This is a genomic window from Achromobacter sp. CF-sbj1-Ac2-l (genome assembly GCF_052698165.1).
Genome location: NZ_CP199855.1, coordinates 1,985,920 through 2,004,414 on the forward strand (window position 1 = coordinate 1,985,920; position 18,495 = coordinate 2,004,414).

The window sequence follows — 18,495 nt, forward strand, 5'->3', positions numbered from 1 at the left end:
GCATGATCAAGATGACTCAAGCTTTCCAGAAAGTCGCCGCCATTCGCGGCATGAATGACCTGCTGCCAGGGGCCAGCGCCCGCTGGGAGCAATTCGAGGAAATCGTGCGCGGCTGGCTGCGCGGCTACGGCTATCGCAATGTGCGTACGCCCGTGCTTGAGCATACGCGCCTGTTCACGCGCGGCATTGGCGAAGTGACCGACATCGTCGAAAAAGAGATGTACACGTTCACCGACGCGCTCAACGGCGAATCGCTGACCATGCGGCCCGAGATGACCGCCGGCATCGTGCGCGCCTCGATCGAGCACAACCTGCTGTACGACCGCCCGCAGCGCGTCTACTCGATCGGCCCGGTGTTCCGCCACGAGCGCCCGCAGCGCGGCCGCTACCGCCAGTTCCACCAGATCGACGTCGAGGCCCTGGGCTTCGCCGGCCCCGATGTGGACGCCGAACTGATCGTCATGCTGGCCCGCCTGTGGAAGCTGCTGGGCCTGACCGACGTGCGCCTCGAACTGAATTCGCTGGGCCAGCCGGCCGAGCGCGCCGCGCACCGCGCCGCCCTGATCGCGCACCTGGAAAAGCACGTCGACATCCTCGATGAGGATGGCAAGCGCCGCCTGTATACCAATCCGCTGCGCGTGCTGGACACCAAGAACCCCGCCATGCAGGAAATGGCCGACAGCGCTCCGCGCCTGTTCGACTTCCTGGGCGAGGAATCGCGCGCGCACTTCGAGGGCGTGTGCCAGCGCCTGACCGACGCCGGCATCGAATACCGCCTCAACCCGCGCCTGGTGCGCGGGCTGGACTACTACAACCTGACCGTCTTCGAATGGGTGACCGACCGCCTCGGCTCCCAGGGCACCGTCTGCGGCGGCGGCCGCTATGACGGCCTGATCGAGCTGCTGGGCGGCAAGCCCGCGCCGGCCGTCGGTTTCGCCATCGGCATGGAACGCCTGCTGGACCTGTGGGAGCAGAGCGTGCAGATCGAGTCGCCTGCCGAATGCGAGGTCTATGTCGTGCACCAGGGCGAAGCGGCGCAGCGCCTGGCCGCCCGGGTCGGCGAAGACCTGCGCGACGCCGGCCTGTCGGTGGTGGTGCATGCCGGCGCCGCCAGCTTCAAGTCCCAATTCAAGCGCGCGGACGCCAGCGGCGCCCGGGTTGCGGTTATCCTTGGCGCCGATGAAGTGGCTTCGCAGACCGCCAGCATCAAATTCCTGCGCGCCGACGCCCAAGGCGATGCCGCGCAGCAGCAAGTCCCGTTGGCGGGCTTGGCCGACGTATTGAATATCAAGGGTTAGGGCATGGCATACGATCTGGAAGAACAGGAAAAACTCGACGCGATCAAGGCGTGGTGGGCTCGTTACGGCACGCTGATGCTGTCGCTGGTGGCCGCCGTGGCGGTGGCATGGGGCGGCTGGTGGGGCGCCAAGGCCTACCAGTCGCACAAGGCCAACCAGGCCATGGGTTATTTCGAGGCGCTCGAAGACGCCGCCCGCCTGGGTGGCGCCGATTCGTCGGTGCGCATCAAGGCCGCCGCGGCGACCTTGCGCGACCAATACGGCTCGACCGGCTACGCCGCCCGCGGCGCGCTGGTGGCGGCCCAGGCGCTGCAGGCCCAGAAGGACGTCGACGGCGCCCGCCAGCAGCTCGAGTGGCTGGCCAGTCAATCCAAGAACCCGTCCATGCAGGCCGTCGCCCGGCTGCGCCTGGCGGGTCTGTTGCTCGATCAGAAGCAATACGACGCCGCGCTGGGCCAACTGAACAACGCCCCGGCCGCGTTCGCCGCCTTGTTCGCCGACCGCCGTGGCGATATCCTCGCGGCGCAAGGCAAGCGCGAGGACGCGCGTGCGGCATGGCAAAGCGCCATTGATGGCCTGGGCACGGCGAATCCGCTGACCCAGGTTGTGCAACTGAAACTGGATGCCCTGAGCGGAGCGTGACTGTAATGCGTAAATTTGCCTTTGGCCGGACGTGGCGTGGCGCTGTTTGCCTGACGAGCTTGCTCGCCCTGGGCGGTTGCGGCCTGTTTTCCCATGACGACGGCCGTTACGACCCTGCTCCCCTGACCGAATACAAGGCCGGCATGTCGGTGCGCCAGGTCTGGTCGACCTCGATCGGCAGCGGCTCCGGCCTCGGCTTTGCGCCCACGGTGCTCGAGAACGCGGTCTACGCCGCCACGCCCGATGGCTCGGTCGGCAAGTTCGACCTGCAGAGCGGTCGTCCCATCTGGAAGTCGCAGGCCGGCGTGAAGCTGACCGCGGGCGCGGGCAGCGACGGCACCACCACGGCCGTGGCCTCCCCCGACGGCGACGTGGTCGCCTTCGACGACAGCGGCAAGGTCAAATGGAAGGTGCGCGCCACCAGCGACGTCAACATCCCGCCAGTGGTGGGTTATGGCATCGTCGTGGTCCGCAGCGGCGACTACCGCATCCAGGCCTTCGACGCCAACAACGGCGAGCGTCTCTGGAGCGTGCAGCGGCCCGGCCCGGCGCTGGCCCTGCGCAGCGCCGCGCAGATGGTGCTGGCCGAAGGCCTCGTCATCACTGGCCTGCCCGGCGGCAAGATGATGGCCATCGCCTCCGACAGCGGCAACGTGCAATGGGAAGGCACCGTCGCCACCCCGCGCGGCGCCAGCGACCTGGAACGCCTGACCGACGTGGTCGGCGCGCCACGCATCGCCGGCAATCTGCTTTGCGCGGTGGCCTACCAAGGGCGTATCGTGTGCTTTGACGTCACGGCCGGCGGCCGTCCGATCTGGGCGAAGGACTTCTCCAGCGTCAGTGGCATGACCCTGGATCAGCGTTTTGCCTACTCTGCCGACCAGAACAGCGTGGTCAACGCCTTTGCGCTGGACAACGGCGGCAATGTCTGGAAGCAGGCTGCGCTGAAGAATCGCCAGCTCACCGCGCCGGCCCTGCTGGGCGGCGCGCTCGCGGTCGGCGACCTGGACGGCTACGTGCATTTCCTGTCGCGCAGCGACGGCAGCCTGATGGCGCGCCTGTCGGTGGGCGGCGGTGCCATCGTTTCGCCGCCGCAGACGACTCCCCAAGGTGTGCTGGTCCAGACGGGCAATGGCAATCTCGTCCTGATCGGCACCAACTAAACCCTCAAGAACAAAGCCTTACACCGTGTCTTTCAAGCCTGTCGTTGCCCTGGTCGGCCGCCCCAATGTGGGGAAATCGACCCTATTCAATCGCCTGACGCGATCGCGCGCCGCGCTGGTGGCCGATTTTTCCGGCCTGACCCGCGATCGCCACTACGGCGAGGGCAGGGTGGGCGATATCCCCTTCATCGTCATCGACACGGGCGGTTTCGAGCCGGTCGCCAAGGACGGCATCCTGCTGGAGATGGCACGCCAGACCCGGCAGGCCATCGCCGAGGCCGACGTCGTGGTGTTCCTGGTGGACGCCCGCGCCGGCCTGAACGCGCATGACCACGAGATCGCGACGCTGCTGCGCAAGTCGGGACAGCAGCGCGTGCTGCTGGCGGTGAACAAGGCCGAAGGCATGGGGGCGGGCGCCGCCATCGCCGAATTCCACGAGCTGGGTCTGGGGCAACCCTATCCCATCTCGGCGGCGCACGGTGACGGCATCGTCGACCTGATCGAACTCGCGCTGCAGGACCTGGCCGAGCCGCCGGCCGAGGAAGAAGAGCCGGCCGAAGAGGGCGAGCACGACCACCGCATCAAGCTGGCCATCGTCGGCCGTCCCAACGTCGGCAAGTCGACGCTGATCAACACCCTGATGGGCGAAGAGCGCGTGATCGCGTTCGACATGCCCGGCACCACGCGCGACGCCATCGAGATCGACTTCGAACGCGATGGCCGCCGCTACACGCTGATCGACACCGCCGGCCTGCGCAAGCGCGGCAAGGTGTTCGAGGCGGTCGAGAAGTTCTCGGTCATCAAGACGCTGCAGGCCATCGAGGCCAGCAACGTCGTGCTGCTGATGCTGGACGCGCAGACCGAAATCTCCGAGCAGGACGCCCACATCGCCGGCTTCGTGCTGGAAACCGGGCGCGCCGTGGTCGTGGCCGTCAACAAGTGGGATGGCCTGGACGGCGAGGAAAAGGAACGCATCGAGCGCGAGTTCATGCGCAAGCTGCGCTTCCTGTCGTTCGCTCGCGTGCATACCATTTCGGCCCTGCGCGGCCAGGGCATCAAGCCGCTGCTCAAGTCGGTCAATGCCGCCCACGCCGCGGCCTTCGCCAAGCTGTCCACGCCCAAGCTGACGCGCGAGCTGCAAGCTGCCGTCGAGCAGCAGCCGCCTCCGCGCAAGGGCATCTTCCGTCCCAAGATGCGCTATGCGCACCAGGGCGGCCAGAATCCCCCGCTGGTGGTCATCCACGGCAACGCGCTGGACGCGGTGCCCGATTCGTACCGCCGCTACCTGGAAACCCGTTTCCGCAACGCTTTCGATCTGGCCGGCACGCCGCTGCGGATCGAATTCAAGTCTTCGCACAACCCCTACGCGCAGGAAAGCTGATCCATGAGCCGTTTCTGGAGTCCCGTGGTCGGGACGCTCAGTCCGTATGTGCCGGGCGAGCAGCCCAAGCTTCAGAACCTGGTCAAGCTGAACACCAACGAGCACCCCTACGGGCCGTCGCCCAAGGTGCTCGAGGCGATCCGCGCGGCGTGCGACGACACGCTCAAGCTCTATCCCGATCCGTCGTCCGACCGCCTGCGCCAGGCGGTGGCGACGGCCGTCGGCGTGGCGCCGGCCAGTGTCTTCGTCGGCAACGGTTCGGATGAGGTGCTGGCGCATGCCTTCCTGGCGTTGCTCAAGCACGAGCGTCCCCTGCGTTTTCCGGACATCACCTATAGCTTCTATCCCGTCTACTGCGGCCTGTACGGCATCGACTACGAAACGCTGCCGCTGACGGACGATTTCCGCATCGACGTCGAAGACTACCTGCCTGGCCGTCATGGCCAGGCAGGCGCCATCATTTTCCCCAATCCCAACGCGCCGACCGGCCGTGCGTTGACGCTGGCGGAGATCGAGCGCGTGCTGGCGGGCAATCCGGATTGCGTGGTGGTGGTGGACGAGGCCTACGTCGATTTCGGCGCCGAATCGGCTATTGCGCTGACCGCGCGTTACGACAACCTGCTGGTCATCCAGACCTTGTCCAAATCGCGTTCGCTGGCGGGCCTGCGCGTCGGCTTCGCGGTCGGCAGCCCGGCGCTGATCGACGGCCTGGAACGCGTCAAGAACAGCTTCAATTCCTATCCGGTGGATCGCCTGGCTTCGGCCGGCGCGGTCGCGGCGCTCGAGGATGTCGAGTATTTCGAACGGACCCGCCAGGCGGTGATCCAGACTCGCGTGCGGATGACAGCCGGCCTGGAGGCCCTGGGCTTCGAGGTGCTGCCGTCCAGCGCCAATTTCGTGTTCGCCCGGCACGCCTCGCGCGATGCCGCCGCGCTGGCCGCCGGCCTGCGCGAACGCAGCATCATCGTGCGCCATTTCCGCCTGCCGCGCATCGACCAGTTTCTGCGTATTACAGTGGGCACGGACGAGCAGTGCGAATTGCTCCTGAAAGCGCTCGCCGAGCTCGTCTGAACCCCAGCGCCAGGGCCTTTCCGGCGGAAAACTCTGGTGTCATCTTTTGCATCCGACACAAGTAGCACGGGCCGGGAAAACCCTGTAGAGTACATGCTTCGGCGTGCCCCACCTGTAAAAAGCGCGTCACCACTCAATAACAAACAAATGGAGCCTGGCCAATGAGCAATAAAGGGCAAACTCTGCAAGATCCGTTCCTGAACACGCTGCGCAAGGATCATGTGCCGGTGTCGATCTACCTGGTGAACGGTATCAAGCTTCAAGGGCAAATCGAATCTTTCGACCAATACGTGGTGCTGCTGCGTAACACGGTCACGCAAATGGTCTACAAGCACGCCATTTCCACCGTCGTTCCCGCCCGCGCCGTGAATTTCCAGGTGGAAGTCCCTGCTGAGTAATCTCGCTCCCGCAGTACCTTTTATTGCCCGCCAGGCGTTCCACGTCGGCGGGCATTTTCGCTTTGGCTCCAAAATGGTGCATGTATGCGCGCACTGATCATCAGCGTGGATCTGGGTGATCCCGACTTCGCCGCCCACGCCGAGGAATTCGCCATGCTGGCCAAGGGCGCCGGCGCGGAAATCGTCGGCACGCTCACGGCCCGGCGCGACCGCCCCGACGCCAAGTTCTTCATCGGTTCCGGCAAGGCCGACGAAGGCGTGGGCATGGCCCAGGCGCTGCTGGCCGACATCGTGCTGTTCGACCAGCCGCTGTCGCCGGCCCAGCAGCGCAACCTGGAACGGGTCTTCAACCTGCGCGTGGTGGATCGCGTGGCGTTGATCCTGGATATTTTCGCGCTGCGCGCCAAGAGCCACGAAGGCAAGCTGCAGGTCGAACTGGCCCAGTTGCAGCACCTGGCCACGCGCCTGACCCGCATGTGGAGCCACCTGGAGCGCCAGCGCGGCGGCATCGGCATGCGCGGCCCCGGCGAATCGCAGCTCGAAATGGACCGCCGCATGATCGGCGCCAAGGTCAAGACGCTGCGCGAGCGCCTTGACCGCGTCGAGCGCCAGCGCATCACGCAGCGGCGCGCGCGGGCGCGCGGCGGCGCATTGTCGGTGTCGCTGGTGGGGTATACCAACGCGGGCAAGTCGACCCTGTTCAATGCCTTGACCCGCGCCGACACCTACGCGGCGGACCAGTTGTTCGCCACGCTCGACACCACGACGCGCCGCATCTGGATTGAAGGGGCGGGCAATGTGGTGGTGTCGGATACGGTGGGCTTCATCCGCGACCTGCCTCACGACCTGATCGCCGCGTTCCGCGCCACGCTCGAGGAGACCGTGCACGCCGATCTGCTGCTGCACGTGGTCGACGCGGCCAGTCCGCAGCGTGACGAGCAGATCTTCGAGGTCAACAAGGTTCTGGCCGAAATCGGGGCTGCCGCGATTCCCACCATTCTGGTATACAACAAGATCGATCGCGCTGGCCTGGAACCCCGGGCGGAGCGCGATGCCCATGGTACGATTGCGCGAGTATTTGTAAGCGCCACCGAGCGCGCCGGTTTGGACGCGTTGCGCGGGGCAATTGCGGAGACCGGACAGATTGTGGGAAACAATGCCTCGAATTATCAAACTCTTCAATCTGAATGACCCCGGTTGGGGTCGTGGAAACAATAATGGCTCCGAGCCGCCGCCCAAGCGGCCCCAAGGCAACGGAGACGGTCCGCCCGACCTCGACGAGGTCTGGCGCGATTTCAATAATCGCATCGGATCGTTATTCGGCCGCAAGGGCGGGGGCGGCAACAACCGCCCGGGTGGCAATCGCGGTGGCATGACGCCGCCGTCGCCGCGTGGCGCGCGCATCGGACTGGGAGTGATCGCCCTGGTCGCGGTCGGCATCTGGGCGGCCAGCGGTTTCTATATCGTCCAGGAAGGCCAGGTCGCGGTCGTCACGCAGTTCGGCAAATACAAGAGCACCTCACAAGCCGGCTTCCAGTGGCGCCTGCCGTACCCCATCCAGAGCCATGAAATGGTCAACGTGTCGCAACTGCGCACGTTCGAAGTCGGTTTCCGTGGCGGCGCCCGCAACAAGGTGCTGCCCGAGGCGCTGATGCTCACGACGGACGAGAACATCGTCGACATGCAGTTCGTCGTGCAGTACCGCCTGCGTGCCGATGGCGCGCCCGACTACCTCTTCATGACGCGCGACCCGGACGATTCCGTGCGCCAGGCGTCTGAAACCGCCATGCGCGAAGTGGTCGGCAAGCAGTCCATGGACTTCGTGCTGTACGAAGGTCGTACCACGGTCGCCACCCAGGTCCAGGCGCTGATGCAGCAGATCCTCGACCGCTACCAGACCGGCGTGCAGGTCAGCACCGTCGCCATTCAGAACGTGCAGCCGCCCGAGCAGGTGCAGGCCGCCTTCGACGATGCCGTCAAGGCGGGCCAGGATCGCGAGCGCCAGATCAACGAAGGCCAGGCCTACGCCAACCAGGTCGTGCCGCTGGCCAGCGGCCAGGCCTCGCGCATGCTGGAGCAGGCCGAAGGCTACCGCGCCAAGGTGACGGGCGACGCGCAGGGTAATACCGCGCGCTTCACCAGCATCCTCGGCGAGTACGAGAAATCCCCGGTGGTCATGCGCCAGCGCATGTATCTGGAGAGCATGCAGGACATCTTCACGCGCGCCAGCAAGGTCATGGTCGACACCAAGAGCAACAACAACATGTTGTATCTGCCCTTGGACAAGATCATGCATCTGGCCGCCCAGGATGCCAGCAAGTCCGCGGTAGGCAACCCCGGATCGCCCGCATTGGTCAGTCCGCCGCTCCAAGCGCCACTGCGTGGCAGCGCGGCGCCGGCGCCGCAACCCTCCGGCAGCAGCAATAGCAACGCGCTGCCCCGCGACCGCCAGTCGCGCTAACCCGGAGGATTCTTGATCATGCAACGTCTTATGCCCATCCTGGTTGGCCTGCTCATCGTGCTGGCCGCCCTTTCTTCCTGCGTGTTCGTGGTGCGCGAGCGCGACTACGCCCTGGTGTTCTCACTGGGTGAAGTGCGCAAGGTCATCAACGAGCCCGGCCTGTACTTCAAGGCGCCGCCGCCGTTCCAGAACGTGGTGACGCTGGACAAGCGCATCCTGACGATCGAAACCAACGAAGCCGAGCGCATCCAGACTTCCGAAAAGAAGAACCTGCTGATCGACTCGTACGTCAAGTGGCGCATCGCGGATCCCCGCCTGTACTACGTGACCTTCGGCGGCAACGAACGCGCCGCGCAGGAACGCCTGCAAGCGCAGATCCGCGACGCGCTCAACGCCTCGGTCAACGTGCGCACGGTGCGTGACGTGGTCTCGACCGAACGCGACAAGATCATGGCCGAAATCCTGACCAACGTCGCCAAGCGCGCCGAGCCGTTGGGCGTGCAGATCGTCGACGTGCGCCTGCGCCGCATCGAGTTCGCGCCCGAGATCTCGGAGTCGGTGTACCGCCGCATGGAAGCCGAACGTACCCGTGTCGCCAACGAGCTGCGCTCGATCGGCGCCGCCGAGGGCGAGAAGATCCGCGCCGAAGCCGACCGCCAGCGCGAAGTGATCGTGGCCCAGGCCTACGCCAAGGCCCAGACGATCATGGGCGAGGGCGACGCCGCGGCCGCCGCGATCTACTCGCAGGCCTACGGCAAGAACCCGCAGTTCTACACGTACTACAAGAGCCTGGAAGCCTATCGCGCTTCGTTCTCGAAGCCGGGCGACGTGCTGGTGGTCGACCCCAGTTCCAGCTTCTTCCAGTTCATGAAGGATCCCGCCGGCCAGGCGCTGGCGCCGGTGACCGTGCCCGCCAAGTAAGGCGGCGCCGCTTGCGGTATCCCGAAGCCCCTTGGCCTGCGCCAAGGGGCTTTTTCCTGGCGTGCCAGGCACGGTCCGGTGGCCGCCCCCGCAATCGGGGACGGTGTTGCGCCGCTGGCTTTCCCGGCTGGCGCTGCCGCCTGAACCATGTACAATACCCCGTAAGCTAGAAAACATTCCGCAGCGGCTGAGCGGGCTTACGCCCCCTCAGCCGCTTTTTCGTTTGGGCGACGCCCACGCATCTCTAGGCGTTATTCAGGTAAACATTCATGGGTAACTGGTTGCTGCCCGAGAGCCTTGCCGACGTACTTCCGGCAGAGGCCCGGCGCATCGAGGAAGTGCGCCGCGAACTTCTCGATCTGTACCGCACTTACGGTTTCGAGCTGGTCGCGCCGCCGCTGGTCGAATACATTGATTCATTGCTGTCCGGCACCGGTAGCGATCTGGATCTGCGTACCTGCAAGCTGGTGGATCAATTGTCGGGCCGTACGCTGGGCGTTCGCGCCGACATGACGCCCCAGGTCACGCGCATCGACGCGCACTTGTTGAACCGCGCTGGCGTGACCCGCCTGTGCTACTGCGGCAACGTGCTGCATGCCCGCCCGGCGGACCTGTTGTCCAGCCGCGAGCTGCTGCAGATCGGCGCCGAAATCTACGGTCATGCCGGTTTCGAGGCCGACCTCGAAATCATCCAGCTAGTGCTGGAAACGGTGGCCATTGCCGGCGTGCGCAATCCGCGCCTGGTGTTGTGCCATCCGGGCGTGCTGCGCGGCATCGTCGAAGCCGATCCGGCCGCTGCCGCGGTCTCGCAGGACGTCATCCGCCTGATGCGCGAGAAAGACGTGCCGGGCCTGACCGAACTGGCCGCGCGCACCCCCGGCATGCGCGCTGAAACGCTCAAGGCGTTGCAGTTGCTGCCCAAGCTTTATGGCGGTCCCGAGGTGCTGAAGCGGGCCCGCCACGACCTGCCGCTGCTGCCGGGCGTCGTCGCCGCACTGGATGCGTTGCAGGTGCTGGTGGACGGCCAGCCGAACGTCGATTTCGGTGTCGATCTCGCGGACGTGGACGGCTACGGCTACCACTCCGGCGTCAAGTTCGCGCTGTATGCCGAAGGCTGGCGCGACGCGCTGGTGCGCGGCGGCCGCTATGACGACGTCAGCCTGGCGTTCGGGCGCGCCCGTCCGGCCACTGGCTTCAGTCTGGATTTACGCAAGCTGGCGGCGGGTTTGCCGCCGGCGGAACGGGCGCGTGCGGTTCGCGCGCCCTGGGGGCAAGCCCCCGCCCTGGTCGAGGCGGTCCGCCGCCTGCGCCGGTCAGGGGAAATCGTCGTTCAGGTATTGCCCGGTCACGAGCAGGATCAGGACGAATTCGTTTGCGATCGCGAGCTGGCGCTGCAGGATGGCGCCTGGACGGTCAGAACGCTGTGACTAACTCCCTCTCGTTAACGAGAGGGCCGCGGGGAGATTTCCGGATTTCCCGAGAAACTCGATATTGATTCGTAACATGAGCAAGAACGTAGTCGTAATCGGCACCCAGTGGGGTGACGAGGGCAAGGGTAAGATCGTCGACTGGCTGGCGGAATCCGTCCAGGGCGTGGTTCGCTTCCAGGGCGGCCACAACGCCGGCCACACGCTGTGGATCAATGGCAAGAAGACGATTCTTCGCCTGATCCCGTCGGGCATCATGCATCCCGGCGTCACCTGCTTCATCGGCAATGGCGTGGTGCTGTCGCCCGAGGCCCTGCTCAAGGAAATCGAAGAGCTCGAGGCCGCCGGCCTGGACGTGCGCTCGCGTCTGCGCATCTCCGAGATCTGCCCGCTGATCCTGCCGTACCACGTGGCCGTCGACAAGGCCCGCGAAGCGCGCAAGGGCGATGGCAAGATCGGCACGACCGGTCGCGGCATCGGCCCGGCCTACGAGGACAAGGTCGCCCGCCGCGCGCTGCGCGTGCAGGACCTGTTCAATCCCGCGCTGTTCGACGAAAAGCTCGCCGAAGTGCTGGACTACCACAACTTCGTGCTGACCCAATATCTTGGCGCCGAAGCCGTGTCGGCCAACGAAGTGCGCGATCAGGCCATGGCGCTGGCGCCGGCGATCGCTCCGATGGTCGCGGACGTCTCCAGCACGCTGTTCGCCATGCAGCAGGAAGGCAAGCGCCTGCTGTTCGAAGGCGCGCAGGGCGCGTTGCTGGATGTCGACCACGGCACCTATCCGTTCGTCACCAGCAGCAACTGCGTCGCAGGCGCCGCTTCGGCGGGCGCGGGCGTCGGTCCGCAGTCGCTGGACTACGTCCTGGGCATCACCAAGGCCTACACCACGCGCGTCGGCTCGGGCCCGTTCCCCACGGAGCTGGTCGATGAGATCGGCACCCGCCTGGCCACCATTGGCAAGGAATTCGGTTCGGTCACCGGCCGTCCGCGCCGTTGCGGCTGGTTCGATGGCGCCGCGCTCAAGCGCTCGGTCCGCCTGAACGGCATCACCGGCCTGTGCATCACCAAGCTGGACGTGCTCGACGGCCTGGAAACCATCCAGTTGGGCGTCGGCTACCGCGTCAATGGCGAGTTCCGCGACGTGCTGCCCTACGGCGCCCATGCCGTGGCGCAAGCCCAGCCGGTGCTGGAAGAGCTGCCGGGCTGGAGCGAATCCACGGTCGGCATCACCGAGTACGACAAGCTGCCCGAGGCCGCCCGTCGCTACCTGGAGCGTGTGGCCGAAGTCTGCGGCGTGCCGATCGATTTGGTGTCGACCGGTCCCGACCGCAACGAAACCATCGTGCTGCGTCATCCCCTGAAGGGCTGACATCGGGTTATTATTCGCAAGGCCGCCGCCGGCTCATACCGGCGGCGGCCTTTTCGTATTTTCACGCAGGAGATCCTTGCCTATGAGCGCGCCAACCAGTGACGATAGCCATCTGTGGGTGACGTGGGACGACTACAACCGCTTGATCGAGCGCCTGGCCTTGCAGGTGCATCAGTCCGGCTGGGAGTTCGACAAGATTCTGTGCCTGGCGCGTGGCGGTATGCGCGTGGGCGACGTCATGTCCCGTATTTTTGATGTGCCGTTGGGCATTCTGGCGACCAGCAGCTACCGCGAGGCCGCGGGCACCAAACAGGGCGACATGGATATCGCGCAGTTCATCACCATCACGCGCGGCACGCTGTCCGGGCGGGTGTTGCTGGTGGACGACATGGTGGATACCGGCAAGACGTTCATGAAGGTGTACGACCACCTCAAGAGCCAGTTCGCCGACATCACCGAATTGCGCAGCGCCGTGCTGTGGTGGAAGGGGCATTCCCAGGCGCAGCCCGACTATTACGTCGACAAGCTGCCGACCAACCCCTGGATCCATCAGCCGTTCGAGGATTACGACAGCCTGCGTCCGCACCAGCTTGAAGCCTGGATCCGCAAGGGTTCCAAGGGGTGAAATCATATGGGGACGGATAGTCTGGCGATCCCCGCCACCGATGTGCGGCACGACCGTGCGAGGGCAGGGCGCCAGACGGTTCCCCGGGTAGTCAAAATAGCCATGACCATGCTAGAATCGCTGGTTATCGCTAAACCGAACTTGGCTTGTTACTCTTTAGGTAGTCTTTGGGTAACGCAACCGGCCCTAGAGCCAGCCGATTTTAGGACTTTAGCGCTGCAAGGCTCTTGGCGCTGGCGCCTGGAAGCAAAGAGGTCGGCGGGCAGGGAATCCTGTACGCGGGGCTCTTGAACTCTTGGTCCGGACAGCATGCGCGATTACTATTGACGCGTGCATAGTCTGCGGCCTGAGCGTACAGGCGGTTCGCCGTCCGGAACCACGTGGCGTTGCTGGTAAGCAAGCCAGGTTTGTCATCAACTTTTGTTACCCTACAAGCAGGCCAATCACTTTATGCCTATCGTTCGACTGAAGGAAAACGAACCGTTTGAAGCCGCTCTGCGCCGCTTCAAGCGCACCATCGAAAAGACCGGTTTGCTCACCGAACTGCGTTCGCGCGAGTTCTATGAGAAGCCCACGGCCGAGCGCAAGCGCAAGCACGCCGCCGCTGTGAAGCGCCACTACAAGCGCATCCGTAGCCAGCAACTGCCCCCGCGCCTGTATTGATTTCTGATTCCCGAATCTATTGATTCCAGAATCATTCATCCAGGAACTACTCGCCCGGGTCGACGTTGTCGATGTTGTCGGGCGATACGTGCAGTTGCGAAAGGGTGGGGCCAACTTGCTTGGCCTGTGCCCCTTTCATAACGAAAAAAGTCCGTCGTTCACTGTCAGCCCCACCAAGCAGTTCTATCACTGTTTTGGTTGCGGAGCCCACGGCAGTGCCATCACCTTCCTGATGGAACACACGGGCGCCAGTTTCCCCGAGGCCGTGCGCACGCTCGCGGCTTCGGCGGGAATGACGGTCCCCGAAGAAAATCGCAGTCCCCGCCAGCAGCAGGAAACCGCGCGCCGCAAGGCCGAGGAGTCCCGCCATACGCAGGTGCTGGATGCCGCTCAAGCCCATTACCTGAAGCAGTTGCGCGCGTCGCCCGCCGCGATCCGCTATCTGAAGCAGCGCGGCCTGACCGGCGAGATCGCCGCGCATTTCGGGCTGGGCTGGTCCGGCACGGACCGGCACGGGCTGTCGCAGGTTTTTCCGAATTACGAAGATCCGACCCTGGTGGAGTCGGGCCTGGTCATCGAGTCCGAGGACGGTCGCCGCTACGACCGCTTCCGCGAACGGATCATGTTCCCGATCCGCAATGCGCGCGGCAGCCTGATCGGCTTTGGCGGCCGCATCATCGGCAAGGGCGAGCCCAAGTACCTGAATTCGCCGGAAACCCCGCTGTTTTCCAAGGGGCAGGAACTGTACGGGCTGTGGGAAGCGCGTCAGGCGATCCGCCAGGAAGGTCAAGTCATCGTGGTCGAAGGCTATATGGACGTGGTCGGCCTGGCGCAGCAGGGCATCGCCAATGCCGTCGCCACGCTCGGCACCGCGACCACGCCGGATCACGTCAAGAAGTTGCTGCGTACCAGCGACAAGGTGATTTTCAGCTTCGACGGCGACGGCGCCGGCCGCCGGGCCGCGTGGCGCGCGCTGCAGGCGTGCCTGCCGGTGCTGCGCGACGACATCGCCATCCGCTTCCTGTTCCTGCCGACCGAGCATGACCCGGATTCGTATGTGCGCGAACTGGGCGCCGAAGCGTTCCGCGCCTGCCTGGGCGAGGCGGTGGCGTTGTCGCGCTTCCTGCTGGACGAGCTGGCCTCGCGCCATAACATGGACGAAGCCGAAGGGCGCGCCAGTTGCCTGCATGAGGCCAAGCCCCTGCTGGCGTCGATTCCGGAATGCGCGCTGCGCGTGCAGATCGAACGCGAGATGGCCAAGCTGGTGCAACTGACGCCGGAGGAAATGGCGCAGGTGCTGGCGCAGCAACCCGCCAAGCCGTTCGGCGCGCCGGCCAAGCCGGCCGCGGGCGAGGCGGGCAACGCCGGCGCACCGGCGCCGCAAGAGGGTAGCGTGCCGCACGAAGGCGGCTACGACTTCGCTGGCCACGATTTTCACGACATTCCCGCCGACGATGGCGAGTACGTGGACTATGGCCAATTCTCGTCGCCAGGCGGCGAATCGGGCGGCGGCTGGAGTGGCGGCGGTGGCAAGCAGGACTGGAAAGGCAAGGGCGATTGGAAGGGCAAGAGCGACTGGAAGGGCAAAGGCGACTGGAAAGGCGGCAAGGGCAACTGGAAGGGCAAGCGCGATGACGTCGGCGGCTTCGAAGGGCGCCGCACCATGCCGTCCCTGGCCAAGCGGCTGTTGAGTCTGTTGCTGGCCCATCCGGAACTGGTCGACTCCATGGGCGACCAGCAGCTTGAAGTCATCGACCACGGCCCCCATCTAGGATTGGTAAGGGATCTGATCATGCTGGCCCAATCCAGCGGCGCCCGCCATGTGGGCGCCTTGCTGGAAGCGGCCGAGCCGGACTCGGATCTCGCCACGGTGCTCAAGGGGCTGCGGGTCGACATTTTGTCCCAGGAAGATCTGCCGGATCCGCAAACCGAATGGGACGATGCGCTGCGGCGCATCGAATTCGATTCGGCGAAGGCGGAAATGGCCAAGCTGGCCGCGGCCGGCCTGGCGACCGAGGAGGCGCGCAAGCGCTACCTGGAGCTGTCGAGCCGCATGCTGGTGCTCAAAGGTGCCGGCATACGCTAAATGCGGTAAAATCAAGGGTTTTCCCGCCGCGGCATTGCCGCAAACCGTTGTGTGGCTGTAGTTGTTGGCTGTATTGCGATGAATCTTCGCTATCGCGCCAGTGTTGGGGCACGGTTGTGCGAAAACGACTGCGCAAGCGGCAGGAAAAAGAACGGCGGACGGAATCTATTTCCGTTGCTGGAATCTAATAGTTTTAGGGTTTGATGGGCAGGTCGGCTGAAGCGATGCCGGGCTGGCGGGCAAGGCGGATACCGGTTGAACGGGTCGGTCTGGGGTGGATGAGCCCCAAGCGCTAGCGCGAAAAAAAGCGGACGTGCGCATCAAATTTGTTACATAGTTAATTACTATAGCTGAGTGGTGAATCACGCAGTTCGGCGGCGGTTATCTTCGCGTCGCGTCTGAGGTTTGGGTGCTGTGTCTATCTAGCTGCCAAGGGCAAGGCCCGCCAGGCAAGCAACGCCTATTTATAGGCAGACAGCCCCCCTCGATGCCGGGAGTCCGCGGCTGGATGAAACCATGCACGCCAGGCGTTCAGCCGGTCACGGACCGCAATGACGCCAAGCGGGCTCGCAAGAGCTTGTGCCGCGAACAACGCAGCCGCAGGGGTTCCGCCGATTCACCAGTTTTACCCGCATGGATGCCGCGATGGGCCTTTGCCCGGCAGCGGTTTCATGCGGTGCACATGCCCGAACGGGTTGCGACGACCACGGAAGCGACTATGACCAAATCCACCGGCAAATCCTCCTCTGCAATTGATGCGACCGACACCCAGGCCACCAAGGCCAAGCGTGTCGTCAGCATGGCGGCGGAAAAAGCGCCCGCCAAGACGGCGGTGAAGGTCGCCAAGCCTGCCGCGAAGACGGCCGCCAAGAAGGCGGCTGCCAAGACGGCGGCGGTAGACAAGCCCGAGAAGGTGACCAAGGCGCGTGCCAAGAAGGCCGAGGACAAGCTCGCCGATCTGGTCGGCAGCGCGCGTCCGGTCCCCAGCGGCCGCCGCCCCGGCCGCCCGGCCAAGAATGCCAACAACGATTCCGACGGTTTCGACGACACCATGGACGGCGAAGGCGAAGTCCTGCCGGATCTGAAGCCGCCCAAGCGTGGCGGCAAGCGCGGCAAGGCCGACCCCAAGGATCTGATTGCCCGCGGCCCCGTCTCGGCCGAAGAATACGAAGCCCGCCGCAACCGCCTCAAGCAGTTGATCAAGCTGGGCAAGGATCGCGGCTACCTGACCTACGGCGAAATCAACGACCATCTGCCTGACGACCTGGTCGACGCCGAAGCCATCGACGGCATCATCAGCACGTTCAGCGACATGGGCATCGCGGTCTACGACCAGGCGCCCGACGCCGAAACGCTGCTGATGAGCGAAAACGCGCCGGTCGCGTCCAACGACGATGACGTCGAAGACGAAGCCGAAGCCGCGCTGACCACCGTGGACTCCGATTTTGGCCGCACTACCGACCCCGTGCGTATGTACATGCGCGAAATGGGCTCGGTGGAGCTGCTGACGCGCGAAGGCGAAATCGAGATTGCCAAGCGCATCGAAGACGGCCTGAAGCACATGGTCATGGCCATCTCGGCCTGCCCGACCACCATCAACGAAATCCTCGCCCACGTCCTGCGCGTGCGTGAAGGCCAGGCGCAGATCGACGAAGTGGTCGACGGCCTGGTCGATCCGGAAGACGGCGAAGAGTACGCCGGCGCCGGTGTCACCGCCGACGAAGACGAGAGCGACGACGGCCCCGCCGGCGGCATGTCCAGCAAGCAGTTGGAAGACCTGCGCGTGAAGGCGCTGGCCAAGTTCGACGAGGTCGGCAAGCAGTTCGACAAGATGCGCCTGTCGTACGAGAAGGACGGCTACAAGTCGGACGTCTACGTGCGCGCGCAAGAGTCGATCCAGAACGAACTGATGGGCATCCGCTTCACCGCCAAGATGGTCGAGAAGCTGGCCGACACGCTGCGCAACCAGGTGGAAGAAGTGCGCCAGCTCGAGCGCGCCGTCCTGCACACGTGTGTGGACCGTGCCGGCATGCCGCGCACGCATTTCATCAAGGTGTTCCCGGGCAATGAAACCAACCTGCAGTGGGTCGTCGACGAAGTGGCCGCGGGCCATCCGTACGCCGAAACGCTGGAGCGCCAGATCCCCGCCGTGCAGGAACTGCAGCAGAAGCTGATCGACCTGCAGACCCGCGTGGTGCTGCCGCTCAAGGACCTGAAGGACGTCAACAAGCGCATGGCCACCGGCGAAGCCAAGGCCCGCAAGGCCAAGCGCGAAATGACCGAGGCCAACCTGCGCCTGGTGATCTCGATCGCCAAGAAGTACACGAACCGCGGCCTGCAGTTCCTGGACCTGATCCAGGAAGGCAACATCGGCCTGATGAAGGCCGTGGACAAGTTCGAGTACCGTCGCGGCTACAAGTTCTCGACCTACGCGACGTGGTGGATCCGTCAGGCCATCACCCGCTCCATCGCCGACCAGGCGCGCACCATCCGTATCCCGGTCCACATGATCGAAACGATCAACAAGATGAACCGGATCAGCCGCCAGATCCTGCAGGAAACCGGCGCCGAGCCGGATCCCGCGACCCTGGCGCAGAAGATGGACATGCCCGAGGACAAGATCCGCAAGATCCTGAAGATCGCCAAGGAACCGATCTCCATGGAAACGCCGATCGGCGACGACGACGATTCGCACCTGGGCGATTTCATCGAGGACACCTCGACCCTCGCGCCTTCGGACGCCGCGCTGCATGGTTCCATGCGCGACGTGGTCAAGGAAGTGCTAGACTCTCTGACCCCGCGGGAGGCCAAGGTGCTGCGCATGCGTTTCGGTATCGAAATGAGCACCGACCAGACCCTGGAAGAAGTGGGCAAGCAGTTCGACGTCACGCGTGAGCGCATCCGCCAAATAGAGGCCAAAGCGCTGCGCAAGCTGCGTCACCCGAGCCGGGCCGACAAGCTGAAGAGCTTCCTGGAAGGGCAATAAG

15 protein-coding genes are annotated in these 18,495 nt (G+C 64.8%); all 15 read left to right on the top strand.

Features of this window, described 5'->3' with window-relative positions; genetic code table 11:
* The first annotated feature begins 11 nt into the window (after positions 1–11).
* The 15 genes from hisS to rpoD all read left to right on the top strand — a co-directional run bounded on the left by hisS (position 12) and on the right by rpoD (position 18,494).
* Positions 12–1,298, top strand: coding sequence for a histidine--tRNA ligase (gene hisS, locus ACUDCK_RS09100; RefSeq protein ID WP_116793158.1), 1,287 nt, complete (start codon positions 12–14; stop codon positions 1,296–1,298).
* Between the two features lie 3 nt (positions 1,299–1,301).
* On the top strand, positions 1,302–1,940 hold the full coding sequence (locus tag ACUDCK_RS09105; protein WP_064523204.1) for a YfgM family protein: 639 nt from the start codon (positions 1,302–1,304) through the stop codon (positions 1,938–1,940).
* Between the two features lie 5 nt (positions 1,941–1,945).
* Positions 1,946–3,103: an outer membrane protein assembly factor BamB gene (gene bamB / locus ACUDCK_RS09110; protein WP_175167649.1), complete on the top strand. Its 1,158-nt coding sequence runs from the start codon at positions 1,946–1,948 to the stop codon at positions 3,101–3,103.
* A gap of 25 nt (positions 3,104–3,128) precedes the next feature.
* Positions 3,129–4,484: a ribosome biogenesis GTPase Der gene (gene der / locus ACUDCK_RS09115; protein ID WP_054417793.1), complete on the top strand. Its 1,356-nt coding sequence runs from the start codon at positions 3,129–3,131 to the stop codon at positions 4,482–4,484.
* A gap of 3 nt (positions 4,485–4,487) precedes the next feature.
* Complete coding sequence (hisC, locus tag ACUDCK_RS09120) at positions 4,488–5,555, top strand: histidinol-phosphate transaminase (RefSeq protein WP_054503917.1); 1,068 nt, start codon at positions 4,488–4,490, stop codon at positions 5,553–5,555.
* Positions 5,556–5,716: 161 nt separating this feature from the next.
* Entirely contained in the window at positions 5,717–5,953 is a 237-nt protein-coding gene (gene hfq, locus ACUDCK_RS09125; protein WP_006218585.1) for an RNA chaperone Hfq, read from the top strand.
* An 84-nt stretch (positions 5,954–6,037) separates the two neighbouring features.
* Positions 6,038–7,144, top strand: coding sequence for a GTPase HflX (hflX, locus tag ACUDCK_RS09130; RefSeq protein WP_116793124.1), 1,107 nt, complete (start codon positions 6,038–6,040; stop codon positions 7,142–7,144).
* Complete coding sequence (hflK, locus tag ACUDCK_RS09135) at positions 7,110–8,414, top strand: FtsH protease activity modulator HflK (RefSeq protein ID WP_054503915.1); 1,305 nt, start codon at positions 7,110–7,112, stop codon at positions 8,412–8,414. Before hflX ends, hflK begins: the two co-directional genes overlap by 35 nt.
* A gap of 18 nt (positions 8,415–8,432) precedes the next feature.
* Positions 8,433–9,335: a protease modulator HflC gene (gene hflC, locus ACUDCK_RS09140; protein WP_054434291.1), complete on the top strand. Its 903-nt coding sequence runs from the start codon at positions 8,433–8,435 to the stop codon at positions 9,333–9,335.
* A gap of 269 nt (positions 9,336–9,604) precedes the next feature.
* Positions 9,605–10,762 carry an ATP phosphoribosyltransferase regulatory subunit gene (locus tag ACUDCK_RS09145; RefSeq protein WP_054503914.1) on the top strand — a complete coding sequence of 386 codons (1,158 nt, stop codon included), beginning with the start codon at positions 9,605–9,607 and terminating at the stop codon, positions 10,760–10,762.
* 76 nt (positions 10,763–10,838) lie between these two features.
* On the top strand, positions 10,839–12,134 hold the full coding sequence (locus tag ACUDCK_RS09150) for an adenylosuccinate synthase (protein ID WP_054417791.1): 1,296 nt from the start codon (positions 10,839–10,841) through the stop codon (positions 12,132–12,134).
* 82 nt (positions 12,135–12,216) lie between these two features.
* The gene (locus ACUDCK_RS09155; RefSeq protein ID WP_006387865.1) at positions 12,217–12,759 is read left to right on the top strand and encodes a phosphoribosyltransferase; all 543 of its coding nucleotides are present in this window, start codon (positions 12,217–12,219) and stop codon (positions 12,757–12,759) included.
* Between the two features lie 450 nt (positions 12,760–13,209).
* Positions 13,210–13,422 carry a 30S ribosomal protein S21 gene (gene rpsU / locus ACUDCK_RS09160; protein WP_006218592.1) on the top strand — a complete coding sequence of 71 codons (213 nt, stop codon included), beginning with the start codon at positions 13,210–13,212 and terminating at the stop codon, positions 13,420–13,422.
* Positions 13,423–13,441: 19 nt separating this feature from the next.
* Positions 13,442–15,508, top strand: a complete 2,067-nt coding sequence (gene dnaG, locus ACUDCK_RS09165; RefSeq protein WP_064523213.1) for a DNA primase — start codon at positions 13,442–13,444, stop codon at positions 15,506–15,508.
* 718 nt (positions 15,509–16,226) lie between these two features.
* Positions 16,227–18,494, top strand: a complete 2,268-nt coding sequence (gene rpoD, locus ACUDCK_RS09170; protein WP_175167650.1) for an RNA polymerase sigma factor RpoD — start codon at positions 16,227–16,229, stop codon at positions 18,492–18,494.
* Position 18,495 lies beyond the last annotated feature (1 nt).